This is a genomic window from Streptomyces sp. CB01635 (assembly GCF_002803065.1).
GTDB lineage: Bacteria > Actinomycetota > Actinomycetes > Streptomycetales > Streptomycetaceae > Streptomyces.
The window spans coordinates 963,809-982,847 of the sequence record NZ_NNBL01000003.1 but is presented as its reverse complement, the minus strand read 5'-3'; the positions used below and the strand labels follow the sequence as shown (position 1 = coordinate 982,847).

18 protein-coding genes are annotated in these 19,039 nt (G+C 71.3%); 11 read left to right on the top strand and 7 right to left on the bottom strand.

Annotated features, from left to right (window positions below; all coding sequences use genetic code 11):
- Positions 1-106: 106 nt before the first annotated feature.
- Entirely contained in the window at positions 107-1,591 is a 1,485-nt protein-coding gene (locus CG723_RS12570) for an FG-GAP repeat protein (protein WP_159032441.1), read from the top strand.
- A gap of 159 nt (positions 1,592-1,750) precedes the next feature.
- Here CG723_RS12570 and CG723_RS12565 read toward each other — a convergent pair whose 3' ends face one another.
- Positions 1,751-3,412: an ABC-F family ATP-binding cassette domain-containing protein gene (locus CG723_RS12565; RefSeq protein ID WP_100593349.1), complete on the bottom strand. Its 1,662-nt coding sequence runs from the start codon at positions 3,410-3,412 to the stop codon at positions 1,751-1,753.
- A gap of 463 nt (positions 3,413-3,875) precedes the next feature.
- On the opposite strand from CG723_RS12565, the gene CG723_RS12560 reads away from it, so the two are divergent.
- The 3 genes from CG723_RS12560 (at position 3,876) to CG723_RS12550 (ending at position 5,994) form a co-directional block, all read left to right on the top strand.
- On the top strand, positions 3,876-4,070 hold the full coding sequence (locus tag CG723_RS12560; RefSeq protein ID WP_234374259.1) for a hypothetical protein: 195 nt from the start codon (positions 3,876-3,878) through the stop codon (positions 4,068-4,070).
- 142 nt (positions 4,071-4,212) lie between these two features.
- The gene (locus CG723_RS12555) at positions 4,213-5,019 is read left to right on the top strand and encodes an alpha/beta fold hydrolase (RefSeq protein WP_100593347.1); all 807 of its coding nucleotides are present in this window, start codon (positions 4,213-4,215) and stop codon (positions 5,017-5,019) included.
- A 207-nt stretch (positions 5,020-5,226) separates the two neighbouring features.
- Complete coding sequence (locus CG723_RS12550) at positions 5,227-5,994, top strand: sulfite exporter TauE/SafE family protein (RefSeq protein WP_199841731.1); 768 nt, start codon at positions 5,227-5,229, stop codon at positions 5,992-5,994.
- A gap of 9 nt (positions 5,995-6,003) precedes the next feature.
- Here the strand turns inward: CG723_RS12550 and CG723_RS12545 are convergent, their stop codons facing one another.
- Positions 6,004-6,825 carry a VOC family protein gene (locus CG723_RS12545; RefSeq protein ID WP_100593346.1) on the bottom strand — a complete coding sequence of 274 codons (822 nt, stop codon included), beginning with the start codon at positions 6,823-6,825 and terminating at the stop codon, positions 6,004-6,006.
- Positions 6,826-7,075: 250 nt separating this feature from the next.
- Here CG723_RS12545 and CG723_RS12540 point away from each other — a divergent pair, with 250 nt between their 5' ends.
- Complete coding sequence (locus CG723_RS12540) at positions 7,076-8,143, top strand: class I SAM-dependent methyltransferase (protein WP_100593345.1); 1,068 nt, start codon at positions 7,076-7,078, stop codon at positions 8,141-8,143.
- A 31-nt stretch (positions 8,144-8,174) separates the two neighbouring features.
- Here CG723_RS12540 and CG723_RS12535 read toward each other — a convergent pair whose 3' ends face one another.
- From CG723_RS12535 to CG723_RS12525, 3 genes are all read right to left on the bottom strand, one after another.
- Positions 8,175-8,810 (bottom strand): dihydrofolate reductase family protein, encoded by a 636-nt coding sequence (locus CG723_RS12535; protein WP_100593344.1) that lies wholly within the window; start codon positions 8,808-8,810, stop codon positions 8,175-8,177.
- A 140-nt stretch (positions 8,811-8,950) separates the two neighbouring features.
- Positions 8,951-9,934: an alpha/beta fold hydrolase gene (locus CG723_RS12530; protein WP_100593343.1), complete on the bottom strand. Its 984-nt coding sequence runs from the start codon at positions 9,932-9,934 to the stop codon at positions 8,951-8,953.
- A gap of 157 nt (positions 9,935-10,091) precedes the next feature.
- Entirely contained in the window at positions 10,092-10,919 is an 828-nt protein-coding gene (locus CG723_RS12525; protein ID WP_100593342.1) for an N-formylglutamate amidohydrolase, read from the bottom strand.
- 148 nt (positions 10,920-11,067) lie between these two features.
- Here CG723_RS12525 and CG723_RS12520 point away from each other — a divergent pair, with 148 nt between their 5' ends.
- The 5 genes from CG723_RS12520 to CG723_RS12500 are packed head-to-tail and all read left to right on the top strand — an operon-like array spanning position 11,068 to position 16,367.
- Positions 11,068-13,110 (top strand): CocE/NonD family hydrolase, encoded by a 2,043-nt coding sequence (locus CG723_RS12520; RefSeq protein ID WP_100593341.1) that lies wholly within the window; start codon positions 11,068-11,070, stop codon positions 13,108-13,110.
- Positions 13,111-13,112: 2 nt separating this feature from the next.
- Positions 13,113-14,009: an ABC transporter substrate-binding protein gene (locus CG723_RS12515; protein ID WP_100593340.1), complete on the top strand. Its 897-nt coding sequence runs from the start codon at positions 13,113-13,115 to the stop codon at positions 14,007-14,009.
- Positions 14,010-14,026: 17 nt separating this feature from the next.
- Positions 14,027-14,980 carry an ABC transporter ATP-binding protein gene (locus CG723_RS12510; RefSeq protein WP_100593846.1) on the top strand — a complete coding sequence of 318 codons (954 nt, stop codon included), beginning with the start codon at positions 14,027-14,029 and terminating at the stop codon, positions 14,978-14,980.
- Positions 14,977-15,711, top strand: coding sequence for an ABC transporter permease (locus tag CG723_RS12505; protein WP_234374258.1), 735 nt, complete (start codon positions 14,977-14,979; stop codon positions 15,709-15,711). The genes CG723_RS12510 and CG723_RS12505 overlap by 4 nt, the downstream gene beginning before the upstream one ends.
- Positions 15,711-16,367 carry an ABC transporter permease gene (locus tag CG723_RS12500; RefSeq protein ID WP_234374257.1) on the top strand — a complete coding sequence of 219 codons (657 nt, stop codon included), beginning with the start codon at positions 15,711-15,713 and terminating at the stop codon, positions 16,365-16,367. The genes CG723_RS12505 and CG723_RS12500 overlap by 1 nt, the downstream gene beginning before the upstream one ends.
- Positions 16,368-16,409: 42 nt before the next feature.
- Here CG723_RS12500 and CG723_RS12495 read toward each other — a convergent pair whose 3' ends face one another.
- The gene (locus tag CG723_RS12495) at positions 16,410-17,015 is read right to left on the bottom strand and encodes a TIGR03086 family metal-binding protein (RefSeq protein ID WP_100593338.1); all 606 of its coding nucleotides are present in this window, start codon (positions 17,013-17,015) and stop codon (positions 16,410-16,412) included.
- A 54-nt stretch (positions 17,016-17,069) separates the two neighbouring features.
- Between CG723_RS12495 and CG723_RS12490 the strand changes: the two genes are divergently transcribed.
- Positions 17,070-17,504 carry a MarR family winged helix-turn-helix transcriptional regulator gene (locus CG723_RS12490; protein ID WP_100593337.1) on the top strand — a complete coding sequence of 145 codons (435 nt, stop codon included), beginning with the start codon at positions 17,070-17,072 and terminating at the stop codon, positions 17,502-17,504.
- On the opposite strand, the gene CG723_RS12485 is transcribed toward CG723_RS12490, so the two are convergent.
- Complete coding sequence (locus CG723_RS12485) at positions 17,501-19,012, bottom strand: alpha/beta hydrolase (RefSeq protein ID WP_100593336.1); 1,512 nt, start codon at positions 19,010-19,012, stop codon at positions 17,501-17,503. The genes CG723_RS12490 and CG723_RS12485 overlap by 4 nt on opposite strands.
- Between the last annotated feature and the right edge of the window lie 27 nt (positions 19,013-19,039).

Genomic DNA, 19,039 nt, shown 5'->3' with positions numbered 1-19,039 from the left:
CGGCGGCCCCCGTGCGACGTTGCTGAACCGCGACCTTCCGGACCGCAACCATGGCCGTTCCCGAGGGGTCCAATCCGTAACTCACAGGAGACCCAGGAGGAACGTCTTGTCCCGTGCGTCCCGTAATCGCCGTCGTCTGTCGCAGGCCCTGATCGCCTGCGGATGCGCGGTGACGCTGCTCGCCGGCTGCTCGGAGGGCGACGCCCGCGAGGACCGCACCGCCGACCCGGCTCCGAGGGTGCCCACGGGCCGGGGCGCCGGCGAGCGGGGGCTCGGGGACTTCGACCGGGACGGCTACGACGACTTCGTGACGTCCCTGACCACGCGGAACAAGTTCAGCCAGCCGACCGGCTATCACCTGCTCGTCCTCCCCGGCTCCGCGAAGGGCCTGGACCCCGGGCGCCGCAGGACCTACCGCGACTTCTTCTACGGTCCGCTGCTCCGCGCCGACCTCAACGGTGACGGCTACACGGACCTGGTCGCGACGCGGACCGACCATCTCGCCAAGGATCCGGCGCGCCGGGACGGCCCAGGCGCTGCCGTGATCCTGCCCGGTGGCAAGAAGGGCCTCGGCGACCCGGTCCCCGTCAAGGCGGCCGGTCTCGTCACGGCGAGCGCGGCCACCGATGTCGACGGCGACGGGGCCGTCGACCTCGTCTACGCGGGGTACCACCCCCACGGGAACGACACCGAACTGCCGGACCGGCAGGGCCTGGTGGCCTACGGCCCCTTCGGCAAGGACGGTGCGCCCGCCCGCACCACCGAACTCGAGAACACGGCGAGCCCCGGCCAGGCGATCAGCGGGGACTTCGACAGCGACGGCTACGGAGATGTCATGTTCACCGACCCCAGCCCGGACGAGGCGGACACGGATCCGCCGGTGGACAACGGCCCGTACGTGACGTACTTCCGGGGCAGCCCCCGCGGGCTGACGCCGGCCCGGCCGCCCGGGAACCTCGGCAACGATACGTACGACGGAGTCCTGGTGCCGCGCAGCGGTGACGTCGACGGCGACGGGATCGAGGACATTCTCGCGCCCGGCTACCGCGAGGTGGGTGTCGCGGAGGGCCCCGCCTCGGGGCGGCTCACCGTGGCGTACGGGTCGAAGTCGGGTGTGGGAGGCGGGCGGCCGAACGCCGTCTTCGACCAGGAGACACCCGGTGTTCCGGGCGACTCGCAGGGCAAGGACGCTTTCGGAAGGGGAGCGGGTACCGGCGATGTGAACGGTGACGGTCACCCGGATCTGCTCGTGGACACGCCGGGAGAGGACCAGGGAAACGGCCGCTTCACGCTGCTGCCGGGCGGTTCCGACGGTTCCCCGACGGGCGCGAACGCGACCGCCTTCGACCTCGACACCCCCGGTGTGCCCGGCAAGCACGACCCGTCGGGCGGTGACGGGTTCGCCGCCACGTTCCCGCTCCTCGACGTCAACGGCGACGGCCGCTCCGACGTGGTGGCGAACGCCCCCGGCTATCGGCGTGGCAAGGGCGGCCTCTGGCTCTTCCCGGGTACCCCGGAGGGACTTGGCACGGCCGGACGGATCCAGTTCCTGGATCCGTCCGGCCTCGGGCTCCCGCCGCGCACCGCGTAGGGCTCAGCCGTCCGGGGTGGACCGTCCCGTGTGGCCCGGTTGGCCGGCGAGGGGCATGGTGCCACCCTGGGGCGTTTCGGGTCGGAGGCGTTGATGCCGGACTTGCGGCCCCGCCAATCGATCAACGAACCCGGGACCGCCCCGACCACGGCCCTCGCTTCACCCGGCCTCCGGCGCTTCCAACAGGTCGCGTACCTCCTCCGCGGTCGTCTCCTGAAGGTCCTCGCCGAGCAGCAGCCAGCGGGTGATGCCGATCGATTCGAGGAACGGCAGGTCGTGGCTGGCGATCAGGAGGGCGCCCTCGTACGACCCCAGTGCGCTCGTCAACTGCCGCACGCTGGCCATGTCCAGGCTGTTGGTCGGCTCGTCGAGCATCAGGAGCTGCGGAGCCGGTGCGGCGAGCATCGTCGCCGCGAGTGCCGCACGGAAGCGTTCGCCGCCGGAGAGGGTGCCGGCCGGCTGCTCCGCGCGGGCCCCCTTGAACAGGAAACGCGCGAGCTGTGAGCGGATGTGGTTGTCGGTGACGCCCGGGGCCATGCGGGCCACGTTCGCCGCGACGCTCAACTGCTCGTCCAGTACGTCGAGGCGCTGCGGCAGGAACCGCAGCGGGACGAACGTCTTCGCCTCGCCCGACAGCGGTTCCAGCTCACCGGTGAGGGTGCGCAGGAGCGTGGTCTTCCCGGCCCCGTTGCGCCCCACCAGCGCGATGCGCTCGGGGCCGTGGATGTGGAGGCTGCCGTCGCGCAACTTGCCGTGCGGGAGGCTCAGTTCGTCGAGGCTCAGGACCGTACGTCCCGTGGGTACGGCGGTGTGGGGCAGGCTCACGCGGATCTCGGCGTCGTTGCGGATCGCCTCCGCGGCCTCCTCGCGCCGCTCGTGCGCCTCGCCGAGCCGGTCCTCGTGCAGCCCGCGCAGTTTGTCGCCGGACTCCTGCGCGGACCTCTTCTTCTCCCCCGCGACGATTCGCGGGGCCTTGCGCTGGGCGTCCAGCTTCTTGCTCTGCCTGGCGCGGCGGGCCACCTTGATCTGGGTCTCCTCCAGTTCGCGCTTCTGCCGGCGCACGTCGGCCTCGGCGGCCCGCAGCATCCGGCCGGCCGCCTCCTGCTGGGTGGCGAGCGCCTCCTCGTACGCGGACCAGCCGCCGCCGTACCAGCTCACGGAGCCGGAGCGCAGTTCGGCGATGCGGTCGACCCGTTCGAGGAGTTCGCGGTCGTGGCTGACCACGACGAGGACGCCGGAGCGCCAGGAGTCGACGGCCTCGTAGAGCCTGCGCCGCGCGAAGACGTCCAGGTTGTTGGTCGGCTCGTCCAGCAGGAGGATGTCGGGGCGCTCCAGGAGCAGGGCGGCGAGGCGCAGGAGGACGGTCTCGCCGCCGGACAACTGGCCGACGGTGCGGTCGAGTTCGACGTCCGCGAGGCCGAGTGAGCCCAGGGTCGCGAGGGCCCGCTCCTCGACGTCCCAGTCGTCGCCGACCGTGTCGAAGTGCTCCTCGCTCACGTCGCCGTTCTCGATGGCGCGCAGCGCGGCGCGCCGCTCTGCGATACCGAGGGCCTGGTCGACGCGCATCGCGGTGTCGAGGGTGATGTTCTGCGGCAGGTACGCGAGGCTGCCGCCGACGGTCACCGACCCCTGGGAGGGGGCGAGTTGGCCGGCGAGCAGGCGCAGCAGTGTGGACTTGCCGGTGCCGTTCGTGCCGACGAGTCCGGTACGGCCCCGGCCGATGGCGAGGGAGAGCCCGTCGAGGACAGGGGTGCCGTCCTGCCACTGGAAGGACAGGCCGGAGCAGGTCAGGGAGGCGCTGGGCGCGGTGGGTGTCGCCATGGTGTTCTCGCATTCGCAAGCGCGGTGGGAGGGGGCTACGTATGCGAGCACCACGCGGCGACCGAGCCGGGAATCCGGAGATCCGAGAAACCGGGCAAGAGGGGTGCGGCTGTCCGACAGATCATCGGGGACGGCTCATGCACCGAGGTCGCATCCACGCGGGGTCACGGGCGGCACGGAACGGCCGCTGCGGTGTGACGGGCGTACGGCGGCGAAGGCCGTACGGCGCGGTGATCGCGATCCTCAGATGCGCAACGTCCACCTCAATCGGAGACAACAGAGACGTCGAAAACCTTAACGACCGGGTGATCGGAAGGCAAGAGCCCCAGGTCACGGGCCCTATCCTGCCCGCCGTGCACCCTGAGCGCCCGACATGCACCATGCGCGGCCGCGTGCAAGTCTGGAGATGGTCGGACTGCCGTCGGGCACTCGCTTCCGGCGCACTCCGGCAGGAGGAGCGATCATGAGCAAGAAACAGAGCCGACACAACCGCGGCGCCCGCTCAGGCGGCCACGACCATGACCGCAGCGCCCCCGCCGCCGAGAAGAAGTCGACGCCGGAGCCGATCACGAAGGCGACAGACCCCTCCGAGGAGCCCGCACGCCGGATCTCGGAGCACCACTCGCACAAACCTCCGCGGAAGTTCGGCCACAACTGACGCGCGGGCCGGCCGCCCACACCGTCACGTCCTGCGACACGGGGTCACCGAGCGCTGCCCCCGCGTCGAACGCTGCCCCCGCGCACACGAGTGGTGACCGCCCGCCGCCGGCCGGTCATGATCGCGGCCCTAGAGTGCCCGCATGAGCCGCCTCACTTCGAACGGTGTCACGATCCACTTCGACGACCTGGGCCCGGCGGACGGCGTGCCCGTCGTCCTGATCCACGGCCACCCCTTCAACCGCACCATGTGGCGCCCCCAGACCGCCGCGCTCACCGCCGCCGGATACCGCCTCATCGCCCCTGACCTGCGCGGTTACGGGGACAGCGACACAGTCGCGGGCACCGTCCTCTTCCCCGCGTTCGCGGACGACATCGCCGCCCTCCTCGACCACCTGGAGCTCGACCGCGCCGTCGTCGGCGGTGTGTCCATGGGCGGCCAGATCACCATGGAGTTCCAGCGCAGCCACCCGCAGCGCGTGCGGGCCCTGGTCCTCGCCGACACCTCGCCGGTGGCCGAGACCGACGAGGGCAGGGTCTTCCGCAACCGCCTCGCCGACCGGCTCCTCGCGGAAGGTATGCACGATTACGCGGGTGAGGTGATCGACAAGATGCTGGCCGCCTACAACGTCACCGCGATGCCCCAAGTCGCCGCGCACGTACTGGAGATGATGCGGACCACCGAACCGGCGGGCGCCGCCGCGGCCCTGCGCGGGCGCGCCGAACGGGTGGACTACCGCGAGACGCTGGCGGCCACGTCCGCTCCCACGCTCATCGTGGTGGGCGCGGACGACGTGTACACCCCACCTGAGGACGCCCGGGCCATTCAGCGGCTGACCCCGCACGCGACTCTCACTGTCGTCGAGCGCGCGGGACATCTGCCGAACATGGAACAGCCCGATGCCGTCAACACCGCACTGATCCGCTTCCTCAACTCCCTGCCCGATTAAGGGATTTGCCGGAACAGCTTCTCATCGGGCTTGTCCGCGAAGAACGGCACGGGCCTGGTGCGGTCCGGCGGTCCTGGTTTCGCGAATCCTTTGGGGAGAGTTCGGCGTCCCCCGGCTTCGGCCGCCGCGGACGCTTCGACCGGCGCCGAACTGTCCGCGGTCTAGCCTCTGCGGCATGCGAAACGAAGGGGAGAGGGGCGGGGCGGAGTGACGGTGTGGGAGATGGTCGCCGTTTGTGCGGCCGGGGTGGGCGCCGGAGCCATCAACACCGCGGTGGGCTCCGGGACTCTGATCACTTTCCCGGTTCTGCTCGCCACCGGCCTGCCGCCCGTGACCGCGACCGTCTCGAACGCGCTCGGTCTGATCCCGGGATCCATCAGCGGCGCCGTCGGCTATCGCACCGAACTCGCCGGGCAGCGGCGGCGCATCCTGAAGCTGGGTGGTGGTGCCGTGCTCGGCGGGTTCGCGGGCGCCACGCTTCTGCTCACCCTTCCGGCCACTGCGTTCGAGACGATCGTGCCGCTCCTCGTCGGTCTCGCTGTCGTCCTGGTCGCGTTCCGGCCGCTGATCAGCGGCCGGGTACGGCGCCGGCGCGAGCGGTCCGGCGCGCGCCCGCGCGGCGATGTGGGACCCCTGCTGTTCACCTCCCTCACGCTCGCCAGCGTCTACGGCGGCTACTTCTCCGCCGCGCAGGGAATCCTCTACGTGGCGCTGATGGGCATGCTCCTGGACGAGCCGCTGCAACGTCTGAACGCCGTCAAGAACGTCCTGGTCGCCCTCGTCAACGCCGTCGCCGCCCTCTTCTTCCTCTTCGTCGCCGACTTCGACTGGACGGCCGTACTGCTCATCGCGGCCGGCTCCGCCCTCGGCGGTCAGCTCGGCGCGAAGGCAGGCCGGCGCCTCAGCCCCGGGGTCCTGCGCGCCCTCGTCGTGACGGTGGGGACGTTCGCCGTCGTCCAGCTGCTGCTCCGGTGACCGAAGCTCTCACCCCGCCAAGACGCCCCCACCGGGTTCGAACACCGTGAACGGCGCACCCTGGGCGTCCCGCACGGCGGCCCAGCGTCCGGCCTCGTCCTCCCACTCGCCCACCACGGTGCCGTCCTGCTTGAGCGCCGCGCGGGTGCACTCGGCGACGTCGTCCACGGTGAACTGGACCTCCCAGTGCGGCCGGACGTCGGGATCGGGAGCCGCCTCGACAGCGCCGGAGCTGATCCGGGCCATGGACAGGCCGCCGCAGACCAGGACGACCTCTTCGTTCTCGTAGCGGACGTCGCAGCCTCCGGGCCCGGTCCAGCCGAGGACCTCGCCGTAGAAAATGGCGGCGTCGAAGGCGTTCCTGGTCACGAGCCGGAGCCTGACCTGCGCCTCGGGGTGGCATCCGCTCCAGTCCCGTTCCACGTGCCCGGACCAGATCCCGAAAGCGGCGCCGCTGCTGTCGGCCACCAGTGCGGCGCGGCCCAGCGGGAAGGGGATCGGGCCCACGCCCACGGTGCCGCCGCGTTCGCGGACCCGGCTCGCCGTCTCGTCCGGGTCACCGACGGCGAAGTACGGCAGCCAGGCCGTGGCCACGCCGAGGGCGGACGCCACGGCGCCGATGCCCGCCACCGGTCTGCCGTTCGCCATCGCGACGGCGAACCGGTCGCCGAGGCGGCCCGGGCGGAATTCCCAGCCGAGCACGGCCTCGTAGAACGCTGTGGTGGCGGCCAGGTCGTGCGCCGCGAGGCTCACCCAGCAAGGGGCCCCGAGCACGGCGCCGCTCGGCGGGCCGTCCTCGTCACCGGCCTCGGTGGCCAGTCTGTCGGTCATCGTGCACCATCCCTGAATCACGGCCTGCGCCCATTGCAGCAAGAACGGCCTCGTGCGGCCATCGCCCAGTTGGGCGACACGCACCTGGCCGGAAGCCGCCGGGCGAGAGGCCGTGAAGCCGGAGGCGCCTCGGAGCGCCCAGCGTAGAATCAGGATAAAAGGTGCCGAACGGGCACGCTGTAGGTGGTGCCGCGTCGGCGTCGTGGTCTCGGGGAGGGGGGTGCCGCGGTCCCACCGGAAGGAGTCCACGATGACGACCGGGCAGGCAGTCGATTCCGAGCGGAAAGAAGAGTTCGCCGGGCGCATGCTCCAGGTGGTCAATGACGCGTGTCTGGGCTATCTGTGCAGCCTCGGCCATCGGACAGGGCTCTTCGACACGATGGCACCTCTTCCGCCGTCGACCAGCGTCCAGATCGCCAAGGCCGCTGATCTCGACGAGCGGTACGTACGGGAATGGCTCGGCGGCCTGACCGTCGCCGGTGTCGTCGAATACCGGCCGGCCGACGGCACGTACTGGCTCCCGCCCGAGCACGCCGCCTCTCTCACCCGGGCAGCAGGGCCGGAGAACACGGCCTCGCTCCTTCAGGACCTCGCGCTCCTCGGCATTGTCGAGGACGAGGTCCTCGACGCGTTCCGCAAGGGCGGCGGCGTCCCCTACTCCTCTTATCCGCGCTTCCAGGAGCTCCAGGCCGAGGAGACGGGGCGCGTCTACGACGTGGCCCTGGTCGACACGATCGTTCCGCTGGCGCCGGGCCTGCCGGAGCGGCTGCGCGCCGGGATCGACGCGCTGGACATCGGGACCGGGCAGGGCCATGCGGTGAATCTGCTGGCCCAGGCGTTCCCCAGGAGCCGGTTCCGCGGGGTCGACATCTCCCAGAAGGGCATCGCGGCCGCACGCGCCGAGGCGGAGCGGCTCGGCCTCGACAACGTCCGGTTCGACGTGGTCGACACCGCCGATCTCAGCGGTACGTACGACCTCATCACGGCGTTCGACGTGATCCACGACCTGGCCCGCCCGGCGCGCACCCTGGACGCGGTGGCCGCCGCGCTGCGCGACGACGGCGTGTTCCTCATGGGCGACATCTCCGCCTCCAGCAATCTGGAGGAGAACATCGACCATCCCCTCGGACCCGCCCTGTACACCTTCTCGGTCTTCTACTGCATGACCGTGTCACTGGGCGAGGGCGGCGCGGGGCTCGGCTCGGTGTGGGGGCGGCAGCGGGCGCTGCAGATGCTCGCCGACGCCGGGTTCGGTGACATCGACGTGGAGCAGGTCGAGGGCGACATCCTCAACGTGTACTACGTGGCCCGTAAGTGACTGTCGCCGGTTGCCGGGTCGTCCGCCGGCCTTAGGAGCGGCGGACCAGACGGGCGTGCGTGGCCGCCGGGGAGCTGACGAGTTCCACGACCTCGTAGCCGTCTACGCCGTCGCCGAGGTTGTCGAGCAGGCGCTCTCCCTTGCCCACGAGGAGCGGCACGATGGCCAGGTGCAGTTCGTCGACGAGTCCGGCGCGCAGGTACTGCTGGATCGTGGCCGGGCCCCCGCCGACGCGCACGTCCTTGCCGTCCGCCGCCTCGTAGGCCCTGGCGAGGACCGTCTCGACGGGCTCGCCGGTGAAGTGGAAGTCCGTTCCGCCCTTCATCGACACCGACGGACGCGGGTGGTGCGTGTGCACGAACACCGGGTGGTGGAACGGCGGGTTGTCGCCCCACCAGCCGGTCCACGCCTCGTTCTCCCACGGTCCGCGATAGGGGCCGAACATGTTGCGGCCCATGATCGTGGCGCCGATGTTGTCCTCGCTGCGGGCGACGAACTCGACGTCGACGCCCTGCTTGCCGTCGGCGTGGTCCTTCATCGCGGCGAACATCCAGTCGTGCAGGCCGTCGTCGATCCCGTCGCCGAAGGGCGCGTCCATGCGCTGGTCGGTACCGGCGGCGAACCCGTCGAGCGAGACAGTGACGTTGTGTACGCGGAGCTTGGGCATGACGTCTCCTCGGTGGTGACGGTAGCGGGTCCGTTCCCGCTCTCACCCCTGCGTCGATCGGTGCGGGGCCGGATCGACAGCCCGTCCCGATTTTCTTCCACGGATCCCGTCACCGCAGCGCGCACGGGGCAGGCGAGCCCTCAGGCGTCGGGGAGCCCGGCCAGCCACTCGACGAGGATGCGGTTGACGTCGTCGCCGCGCTCCTGCTGGATCCAGTGGCCGCAGCCGTCGAGGATGTGCGACGAGCGCAGGCCCGGCAGGGTGGTGGGGTAGGCGTCGATGGCATCGGACAGCCACGTGGTGGACGCGTCCATGGCGCCGCCGATGAACAGGGAGGGCTGGGTGACGGGGGCGCCTTGGAGAGCGGCGAGTTCCTCCCAGTCCCGGTCCATGTTCCGGTAACGGTTGAGCGCTCCGGTCAGTCCCGTGCGCTCGAACTCCCCTGCGTATACGTCGAGTTCGGCCTCGTCGAGCCAGGCGGGGAGCCGGTCGACGGGGAAGCGTTCACGCATCGTTCCGCCCCGGGCGACGAAGTGCGGGTCGGGTGCGCCGGGCGCGGCCATCGTGTCGGCCGACAGCGCGGCAAAGATGCCCGCGAGCCAGCCGCGCACGTCCGGCTCGATCTCCGCCTCGGCCCTCCCGGGCTCCTGGAAGTACGAGACGTAGATCTCCTCGTTCCCGCCCATGCCCGCGAAGACGTCGCTGGGCCGCGGTCCGCCGGGCGGGGTGTAGGGGACGCTCAGCAGCGCGACCGCGCGGAAGACCTCCGGCCTGAGCAGGGCCGAGTAGGCGGCGATGTTCGCGCCCCAGTCGTGCCCGACGAGCACCGCGGACCGCTCGCCGAGGGCGTCCACGACGGCGACGTTGTCGTCCACCAGGTCGAGCATTCCGTACGCGACCGGGTCGGCGGGCTTCGAGGAGCGGCCGTAGCCGCGTACGTCGAGGGCGACGGCCCGGTATCCGGCCGCCGCGAGCGCCGGCAGCTGGCGGCGCCATGAGTACGAGCTCTCGGGGAACCCGTGCACGAGCAGGACGAGCGGCCCGGTGCCCTGCTCCACGAGGTGGATCCGGCCCGCGGGCCCGTCGACCAGTCGGTGTGTGGCTTGCGCGGCCTGCTGCGACATGCGACCTCCTGTAGACACCGTGCGGCCACGCCGGGTGCGACCGGCGATGGCTGCCCTGACGCCGATCATGCAACGGGCCATGGCGCGCCACCGACCCTTCTTGCCGTTCCGGCAAAGAATCCGCTCGGCCGAGGCGATCTGCTGGAGTGCGTTCGACTCAGCCGCCCGCGCCGCCGATCATGTCCACCAGTTCCGCCAGCGCGGTGGCGGCTTCGGGCAGGCCCGGCGTGGGCGTCACCGGTTCGTCCAGGTACACGTCCCGCCGGAGTTCGATCATGAGTGCGCTGACCCTCGGGTCCTTGCCGTAGTGCCGTAGCGGCACGTAGGTCCCGGCGAACGGTGTGTCGAGGGCGATGCCCCCGAGCCCGCCGAAGGCGGCGCGCGCCTGCGCGAGCAGGGCGTCGGGGGTGTGGAAGGGGTCGGTGCCCAGACACACGTGCGGGCGCGGGCCCGCGCCGTGGAGTTCGTACGGCAGGGCCCGGCTCGGGTACGAGTGCACATCGACGATCACCGCGCGCCCGGCGGCGGCGAGCCGGTCCTCGACGGCGTCCGTCATCGCGGCGGCGTAGGTGTGGAAGTAGGTCTCGAGGAGCTCGGGACCATCGGCGGGAGGTTCGGGCCTGAGAACCTCACGGTGGGTGGTGCGGGTGTACACCGCACCCATGCCGACCGCGCTCATCTCCTCGCGCTCGTCGGGAAAGCGTTCGGGGTCCACGACGAGGCGGGAGAGTTCGTTGACGAAGCGCCAGGGCGTCATCGCCGCGTCACGCGCGGCGAGTTCGGCGATGTCCTGCGTATGGGCGTCCGTGATCAGGTCCAACTCCCGTTCCAGGGAGACGTCGTCGAGCACGATGGCCTTCCGGACGTACGCCGGCACGACACGCGAGCCGTGCGGCACGTGGAGGAGGACGGGCGATGCCGCGCTCCCGGGAATCAGCCTGTACGACGGCCGGGTGTCCTGTACGGAACTGTCCGTGGTGTCCATGTCCCCACTCTCCCCCGCCCGATCCCAACTGGTGAAACACGGGGTTACGGCGCGCGGGGGCCGCGGGTAGGGTGCCCAGTCATCCACTACTGAACGGCCGTTGAGTAGTGGTGGGCGGTGCCCTGCCGTCCCGCCCGGACCTGAGCATGTGACCTTCGTTCGCGAGGAGTTCTTCACCTTGCCCGACGCACCGTCGAATCTGCTGCGCCATCTCTGGATCCCCCTGGCGGACGGCACGCGGCTCGCCGCCCGCGTGTGGCTGCCCGCCACCGGGAGCCGCCCCGCCCCCGCGGTCCTCGAATACATCCCGTACCGCAAGAACGACGCGACGGCGGCTCGCGACAACAGCCTCCACGCCCGCTTCGCCGAGGCCGGCTACGCCGCCGTCCGCGTCGACCTGCGCGGCAGCGGTGACTCGGACGGACTGATGCTCGACGAGTACGCGCAACAGGAACTGGCCGACGGCGTCGAGGTGATCGACTGGCTGGCGCGGCAGCCGTGGTGCGACGGGAACGTCGGCATGATCGGCAAGTCCTGGGGCGGTTTCAACGGCCTCCAGATCGCCGCGCTGCGCCCGGCCGCGCTCAAGGCGGTCGTCACGGTCTGCTCGACGGACGACCGGTACGCGGACGACGTCCACTACACCGGCGGCTCGCTGATCGCCTCCGAGATGCTGCCGTGGGCGTCGACCATGCTGGCCTACAACGCCCGCCCCGCCGATCCGGCCGTCGTCGGCGACGGCCGGCGCGAGCAGTGGCTGCGGCGGATGGCGGACACCCCCGTGTACGTGGAGGAGTGGCTGCGGCACCAGGCGCGCGACGCCTACTGGAAGCACGGGTCCGTGTGCGAGGACTTCGGCGCGATCCAGGCCCCGGTGCTTGCCGTCGGCGGCTGGTACGACCCGTACTGCGGGGCCGTACTGCGTCTGCTCGAAGGGCTCGAAGTGCCGGTGCGAGGGCTGGTGGGGCCGTGGGCCCACACCTATCCGCACCAGGCCGAGCCCGGCCCGGCCATCGACTTCCACGCCGAGGTCGTGCGCTGGTTCGACCAGTTTCTGCGCGGGCGGGACAGCGGCGCCCTGGACGATCCGGCGCTGCGGGCGTGGATGCCCGAGTGGGCGGCGCCCGGCAGCGACCGCGATGTGCGGCCGGGGCGCTGGGTCGCCGAGGAGAGCTGGCCGTCGCCCCGGATCGACCGGCGCGCGTACCCCCTGGGCGGCGAGTCGGCGGGGACGGCCGCCGGGAGTGATCCGCTGCGCGAGCGTGCCGTGCACCTCGACAGCACTCGGATGATCGGCACCGCGGGTGGCAGCTGGCTCCAATTCGGCGACGCGGCAGGGCAGTTCGGGCCGCAGGACGGTGACGACCGTCTCTCGCACACCTTCACGACCGCGCCCCTCGACGAGAGCGCCGAGACCCTCGGCGTGCCGAACGTGACCCTTCGCGTCAGTGCCGACCGCCCGGACGCGCAGCTCGCCGTACGCCTCAACGACGTCGCACCCGACGGCAGTTCACGTCTGGTCACGCGCGGCCTGCTCAACCTCACCCATCGCGACGGGCACGAGAAGCCGCAGGCTCTTGAGCCGGGGCGGGCCTACGACGTGACCGTGCCGCTGGTGGCGACAGCGCACTCCTTCGCGCCCGGTCACCGCATCCGCGTCGCGGTCTCGGCCTCCTACTGGCCCCTGGCCTGGCCCTCGCCGCGGCCCGTCACGGTCACGCTCCACCCGGCGCCGTCCGCCGCGCTGCACCTGCCCGTACGCCCGGCGAGCGCCGACGACGCGAAGCTGCGCCCGTACGGGGAGCCCTTGCCGGATCTGCCCGCGCCGCTGCGCCAGTCCCCCGGAGCCACCGGGCGCCGCGTCGAGCACGATCCGGTGAGCGGCACGACCGTCGTCACCCTCCGCGTCGACGACGGCGAGTTCACCGACCTTGCGGACGGGGCCTGGCGGCGCACCGACAGCGTCGACCGCTTCACCCTCACCGAAGGCGATCCCCACTCCGCGCTCGTCGAGTGCGAACGCACCGAGGAGGGCGGGCGCGGCGACTGGAGCTGGAAGGTCATGACGATCAGTCACATGAGCGCCGATGCCCAGGCGTTCACCGTCACCAACACCATCACCGCCCACGAGGGGGACGATCGCGTGTACCACCGCACCACCGATGCCGTGATACCTCGCCGGGGAGTGTGAGCATGCGCCGCCGCACCCTGCTCACCGGCTCCCTCGCCGTCGCGGCCGCCGCCGGGGTGAGCACGGCGGCGGGCTCCGTCGCGGGCACCGGCCCCGTGATCACCGTCGGCTCGAAGCAGTTCACCGAGTCGTGGGTGATGGGCGAGCTGTACGCGCAGATCCTCACGGCCCGTGGCTTCCAGGTCGTCCTCAAGTCGAACATCGGCAGCGCCGACATCATCGACCGAGCGCTGCGCAGCCACCAGATCGACCTCTATCCCGAGTACACGGGCGTGATCCTCCAGACGTTCGCGATGCCGAAGAGGATGCCCGTCACGGCGCACGGAACATATGAGGCGGCGAAGAGATTCGAGGAGGGGCGCGGTCTCACCCTGCTGAGACCCACCCCGTTCCAGAACCGCAACGCCGTCGCCGTGCGCACCTCCGACGCACGTAAGCACGGGCTGCGGACCGTCGGCGATCTGCGCCGGATGGGGCGGATCTCGTATGCCGAGTACCCCGACAACATCACGGGCCCGCTCGGCTACGACGCCATCGTCAAGGCGTACCGGCTCTCCGCCATGAAGGTCAGGCCGCTCAACATCGGCCTGCAGTACCCGGCGCTCAACAACGGTGACGTGGACGCCGCCGACGTCTTCACCACCGACCCCCAGCTGCGGCGCTACGACTTCACCGTCCTGGAGGACGACCAGGCGATCTTCGGCTTCCAGAACGTGTCGCCTGTGGTGCGGCGCTCGCTCGTCGAGCGGTACGGCAGCCGGCTCACCGAGCCGCTCGACGCGGTGAACGCACTGCTCACCGAGAAGGCCATGCAGGCGCTGAACGAGGCCGCCGCCATGATGCGGCTGAGCCCTGCGAAGGTCGCCGACCGATTCCTGCGCGCCAACGACCTGAAGTGACCGAGGAGCCCACGATCATGCAGAGCGCTGCCGACATCGTCTTCGACGCGGCCACCAAGACCTACGCGGGCTCCGCCGAACCCGCCGTGGACGCACTGTCCCTGACCGTCCCGGCCGGGGAGATCTGCGTCCTGCTCGGGGCGTCCGGCTGCGGCAAGACGACCGCACTCACCCTCGTCAACCGGCTCACCGAGCTGACGTCCGGCGACATCCGCATCGACGGGCGCAGCATCCGCGACCAGGACGTCATCGAACTGCGCCGCTCCATCGGCTACGTCATCCAACAGGCGGGGCTCTTCCCGCACATGACGATCGAGGAGAACATCGCGACGGTCCCGCAGGTCCTCGGCTGGAAGCGGTCACGGACCGCCGACCGCGTCCGCGACCTGCTCGAACTGGTCGGCCTTCCCCACAAGGAGTACGCGGACCGCTATCCCGCCCAGCTGTCCGGCGGGCAGCGCCAGCGCGTCGGCATCGCACGGGCGTTGGCCGCGGACCCGCCGATCATGCTGATGGACGAGCCGTTCGGCGCGCTGGACCCGGTGACGCGCGAGCACATGCAGGACGAGTTCCTGCGGCTGCACGAACAGGTCCGCAAGACCACGCTGTTCGTGAGCCACGACATCGACGAGGCCGTCCGCATGGGCGACCGCGTCGCGATCCTCGCCAAGGGCGGCAGGCTCCTCCAGTACGACTCCCCCGAACGCATCCTGCGCGAGCCCGCCGACGACTACGTGGCGCGTTTCGTCGGCACGGACCGCGGCCTCAAGGCGCTGACGCTGCGCAGCCTCGGCGAGCTGAAGCTCGACCCGGCGACCGGCGACGACGAGGCATCGCTCCGCACCGGCGACACCCTGCGGACCGCGCTGTCGGCGCTGCTCGCGGGAGGTGCCGAGCGGCTGCCGGTCGCGGACGAGTCGGGGAAGACCGTCGGCAGCGTGACCGTGGACCTCATCAGGGAGGCGGCGTGAGTTCCGCCCTGCTCGCGGCGGCCGGCCCACAGCCGGTGATCCCCGACTTCGGAACGGTCAGTTCCTGCGTGCGCGACAACGGCCTGTTCTGCGTCGACTGGTTCACCGCCAACTTCTCCAGCATGTTCGGGCCCGCGCTCGTCCAGCATGTCCGGCTCACGGTGATCGCGGTCGGTGTCGGATTCCTCATCGCGTTTCCGCTGGCGTTGCTCGCGCACTTCCGGCGCCGTCTGGTGAAGCCGCTCGGTGGTCTGACCTCGTTCCTCTACACGATCCCGCCGATGGCCCTGTTCACGCTGCTCGTCCCGGTGTTCGGCCTCTCCGTCCTCACCGCGGAGATCGCGCTGGTGTCGTACACGCTGATGGTGCTGTTCAAGTCGTCGCTGACGGGCCTCGGTGAGGTGCCGGAGGAGGTGCGCCGGGCGGGCGAGGGCATGGGGCTCACGCGGCGCGAGATCCTCTGGCGCATCGAACTCCCGCTGGCCCTGCCCGCGGTGATCAACGGGCTGCGCGTGGCGACGGTGACCACGATCAGCGTGGTGGAGGTCGCCGCGTTCATCATCGACCAAGGGCTCGGCTCGCCGATCATCCAGGGCCTTCAGTCGCCGTTCAACACCCAGTTCATCGGGGCCGGGCTGCTGGCCGTCGCGCTCGCTCTGGCGGCGGACGGACTGATCGTGCTGGTGGGACGGCTGCTCACGCCGTGGGCCCGGACGCGGAGGACCGTCTGATGCACACCTTCTTCGCCAGTTTCTCCTTCATGGCCGACCACTTCGGACTTCTGGCCGACCGCACGGTGGACCATCTGAAGCTTTCCGCCGCCGCCGTCGCGGTGGCCCTCGTCCTCGCCCTCCCGCTCGGCGTGTGGCTCGGCCACCGCGGCAAGGGTTCCTTCCTCACCGTCAGCATCTCCAACATCGGCCGTGCGCTGCCGTCGCTGGCGCTCATCGCGATCTTCCTCGGGCTGCTCGGCATCGGATTCGTCAATGTACTGACGGCACTGGTGGTGATGGCGGTCCCGCCGGTGCTCACTCACGCGTACCTCTCGGTCGAGCAGGTGGACCCGGATCTGGTGCGCGCCGGACGCGGCATGGGCCTGACGGAGTGGCAGATCCTCACCCGCATCGAGCTGCCCCTGGCCCTGCCGGTGCTCTTCACCGGCATCAGGATCGCGGCGGTGTACGTCATCTCCAGCGCGACCCTGGCCGCGGTCGCCGGCGGCGGCGGACTCGGCGACATCATCCTGAACCAGGTGTCGTACGGCCTGTCGGGGGTGATCGCCGCCGCCCTGTGGGTGGCGGTCCTGGCGCTGGCCGCGGACGCCCTGTTCGGAGCGCTCCGCAGCCGGCTCACCCCGCACGGGGTCCTCGCGGGACGGAGTGGGTGACCGGCACACCGCTGTCGGGCCGAGCCCTCCGCACGACAGAGCCTAGGCAGGGCCCGGCTGCCATGCCGGTGAGCGGCCCAGGATCGCGACGATCTCGTCCAGCCGGGTCCCGCCGTCGGCCGTGATCGCCGGCGCGAAGGCCGCACGGGGGCCGCGGCGCGCCTCCCCTCCGGGCACCACCCGCGCCACGGCGAGCGCCGCATCGAGGAGTTCGGGGTCGAACGTCACCGTGTGACCCAGTGTCCGGGCCACGTCCCAGGAGTGCACGACGTAGTCGACGAGGTGGAAGCTGACGGCCTGCGCTCCCAGGAACGGTCCGCCGTCGCGGATCTCCGGGAGCGGGAACGCCCGCTCCGTCACCCCGTCGACGGCGAAGGCCTCCAGGACGTGCTGGGCAGCCGCGCGGTACGCACCGACGGGGTCGTCCCCCAGGGGACGCGGCTGCCACACCGCGATGTCCGCCTCTCCGCGCGAGGCCGCTGCGAATCCGTAGTGCTGCGCGGCCATGTGACCGAGCAGGTCACGCAGCGTCCACCCGGCGCACGGCGTCGGCCTGACCAGGTCCCCGGCCGTCGCCCGCGCCACCACGTCGACGCTCGTACGCACCGCTTCCGCGTCGAGCGCGACCAGATCCTTATTCGTAGGCATACGCTTATGATCCGCTGACGCCTATCACATGTCAACGTCTATCATCGGCGCGTGATGGCCAAGAACGGCGGACGGCGCGACCTCGCCGCGATGCTGCAGCCCCTGGTGCGGTCCCTCATCGCCGCCGAGCTGCCGGTGCTCGCGTCGCACGGGATCTCGATGTGGGGATACGTCGTCCTCAGCGCCCTGGACGACGGCCCCGTCCGTACCCAGGCCGCGCTCGCGACGGCGATCGGCGCCGACAAGACCCGGATCATCTCCACGCTGGACACACTGCAGGAGTCCGGGCTGATCTCCCGCACCCCGGACCCGCACGACCGCCGGGTCCGGCTCCTCTCCATCACGGACGACGGCCGGCGTCTGCGCAGGTCCGCGCAGGCCGACATCCACGCGCACGAGGACCGCCTCCTGGCCCGGCTCCCCGCGGCCGACCGCCGGGTCTTCCTCGACGCGGTCCACACCCTCACCCCGGATGCGGACACGCCCTAGTCGGTCCCTGCTCCCAAGTGTCCGAGTACCGAGCGCATGGCCCGTCGCACCGCATCGCGCGACTCGTCGGTGGGGTCGATCGTCTCGAAGCCGTGGTGGCCGAGCGGAACGTCGATCACCTCGAGCGCGGCGCCGCAGTCCGCTGCCGCGGACACGAACTCCTCGACCGTCACCGCGATTTCAGGGCGTTCGAGCCCCACCCGCGTCAGCACGATCGGCAGCCGCCCCGCACCACGAACCGCCGCCGCCGGGCGGAACCGGCTGTCGGCGATCCCCCAACCCGGCAGCGGCGCGAGAATCGGGTACGAGGCCGCCACGCACCGCAGCCAGGACGGCGGCGCCCCGAGCCAGTCGGCCGCAAGGAGTCCGCCTGCGGAGACGAACCACAGCGCGACACGGTCGCCGTCCACGCGTGGATCGGCCCGTACCAGTTCGATCGCCCCGGCGATGTCGTCGGCGGCCCGCCCGTACGCGGTCAGCTCGTGGAGCCGGTGGTCCACGGTCACGCCGACGGCTCCCAGGCTCGCCGCGTACTGCGCGTAGCCCACGAAGGCGGGCCAGTCGCGCGGTGTCGGCCGGGCACCGGCCGGTACCGGTCCGCCGTGGACGAACACCACAGCAGGCCGGGGACCTTCGGCGTCCGGCAGATGCAGGTCGACGCGGCCGGTCCGCTCCCGGGGCCGCTCCTTGACGTCCATGAGGAACGGCCGCAGATGCGTGGGCTGCTCGCGCACGGCGGCCACGCGGTGTCCCTTCCCCGCGGCGGCCCGGAGCAGGACGTCCACGAGCTCACGCGGGGCGGAGAGCATCGGCCAGTGCCCGGTGCCGAGTTCGAAGAAGGTGACACCCTGGTCGGCGAGGGCCTGGAACGCGGGATCACCCAAGCCCACCATGGCCTCGACCACGGCGATGCTCGACCCGTTGGCCGTGCACAGGACGCCGGTCGTCGGCAGTTCGGCGACCGCGCCGGACAGCCGCAGCGGCTGGGTGAGCGTGGGCAGGGGCTGGGGAGCGGCCTGCTCGGTCAGCCGTGCCAGTGCGTCGGCCGGAAGGCCGGCGACGCTGCCCCAGCGCTGCCACTCCTCCACCGTCGGCGCGGGCAGCGTCCCGGCGCTGTCTTCCCGGGCCAGGCTCAGCACGCGCTCGCGGTCCGTCTGATCGGGTACCAGCTTGAGGGCCGGGTCGCCGTCCTCGGGGATGCCGACATCCACGTTGACGATCCTGGAGATCCGCTCGGAGCGCCGGTCCGCGGCACCGCGCACCGGGTGGATCCCGTAGCAGTGGCCGACGAGGACCACGTCCTGCCCCTCGACGCGGTCGATCAGCCGGACCAGCTCCTCGATGTGCGTCTCCAGGTCCACACCCGGCCCCGCCGCACCACCGCCGCCGTCCATGCCGCTGAGAGTCACTTCGTACGCCCGCGCCCCCGCGTCCCGCAGCCCGGCGGCCACTTCCCGCCATACCCAGCCGCCGGTGTGGGTCCCCGCCACCAGAATGAATGCCGTCATGTCCCTCTCCTTCCGCGCCGTTGTCCA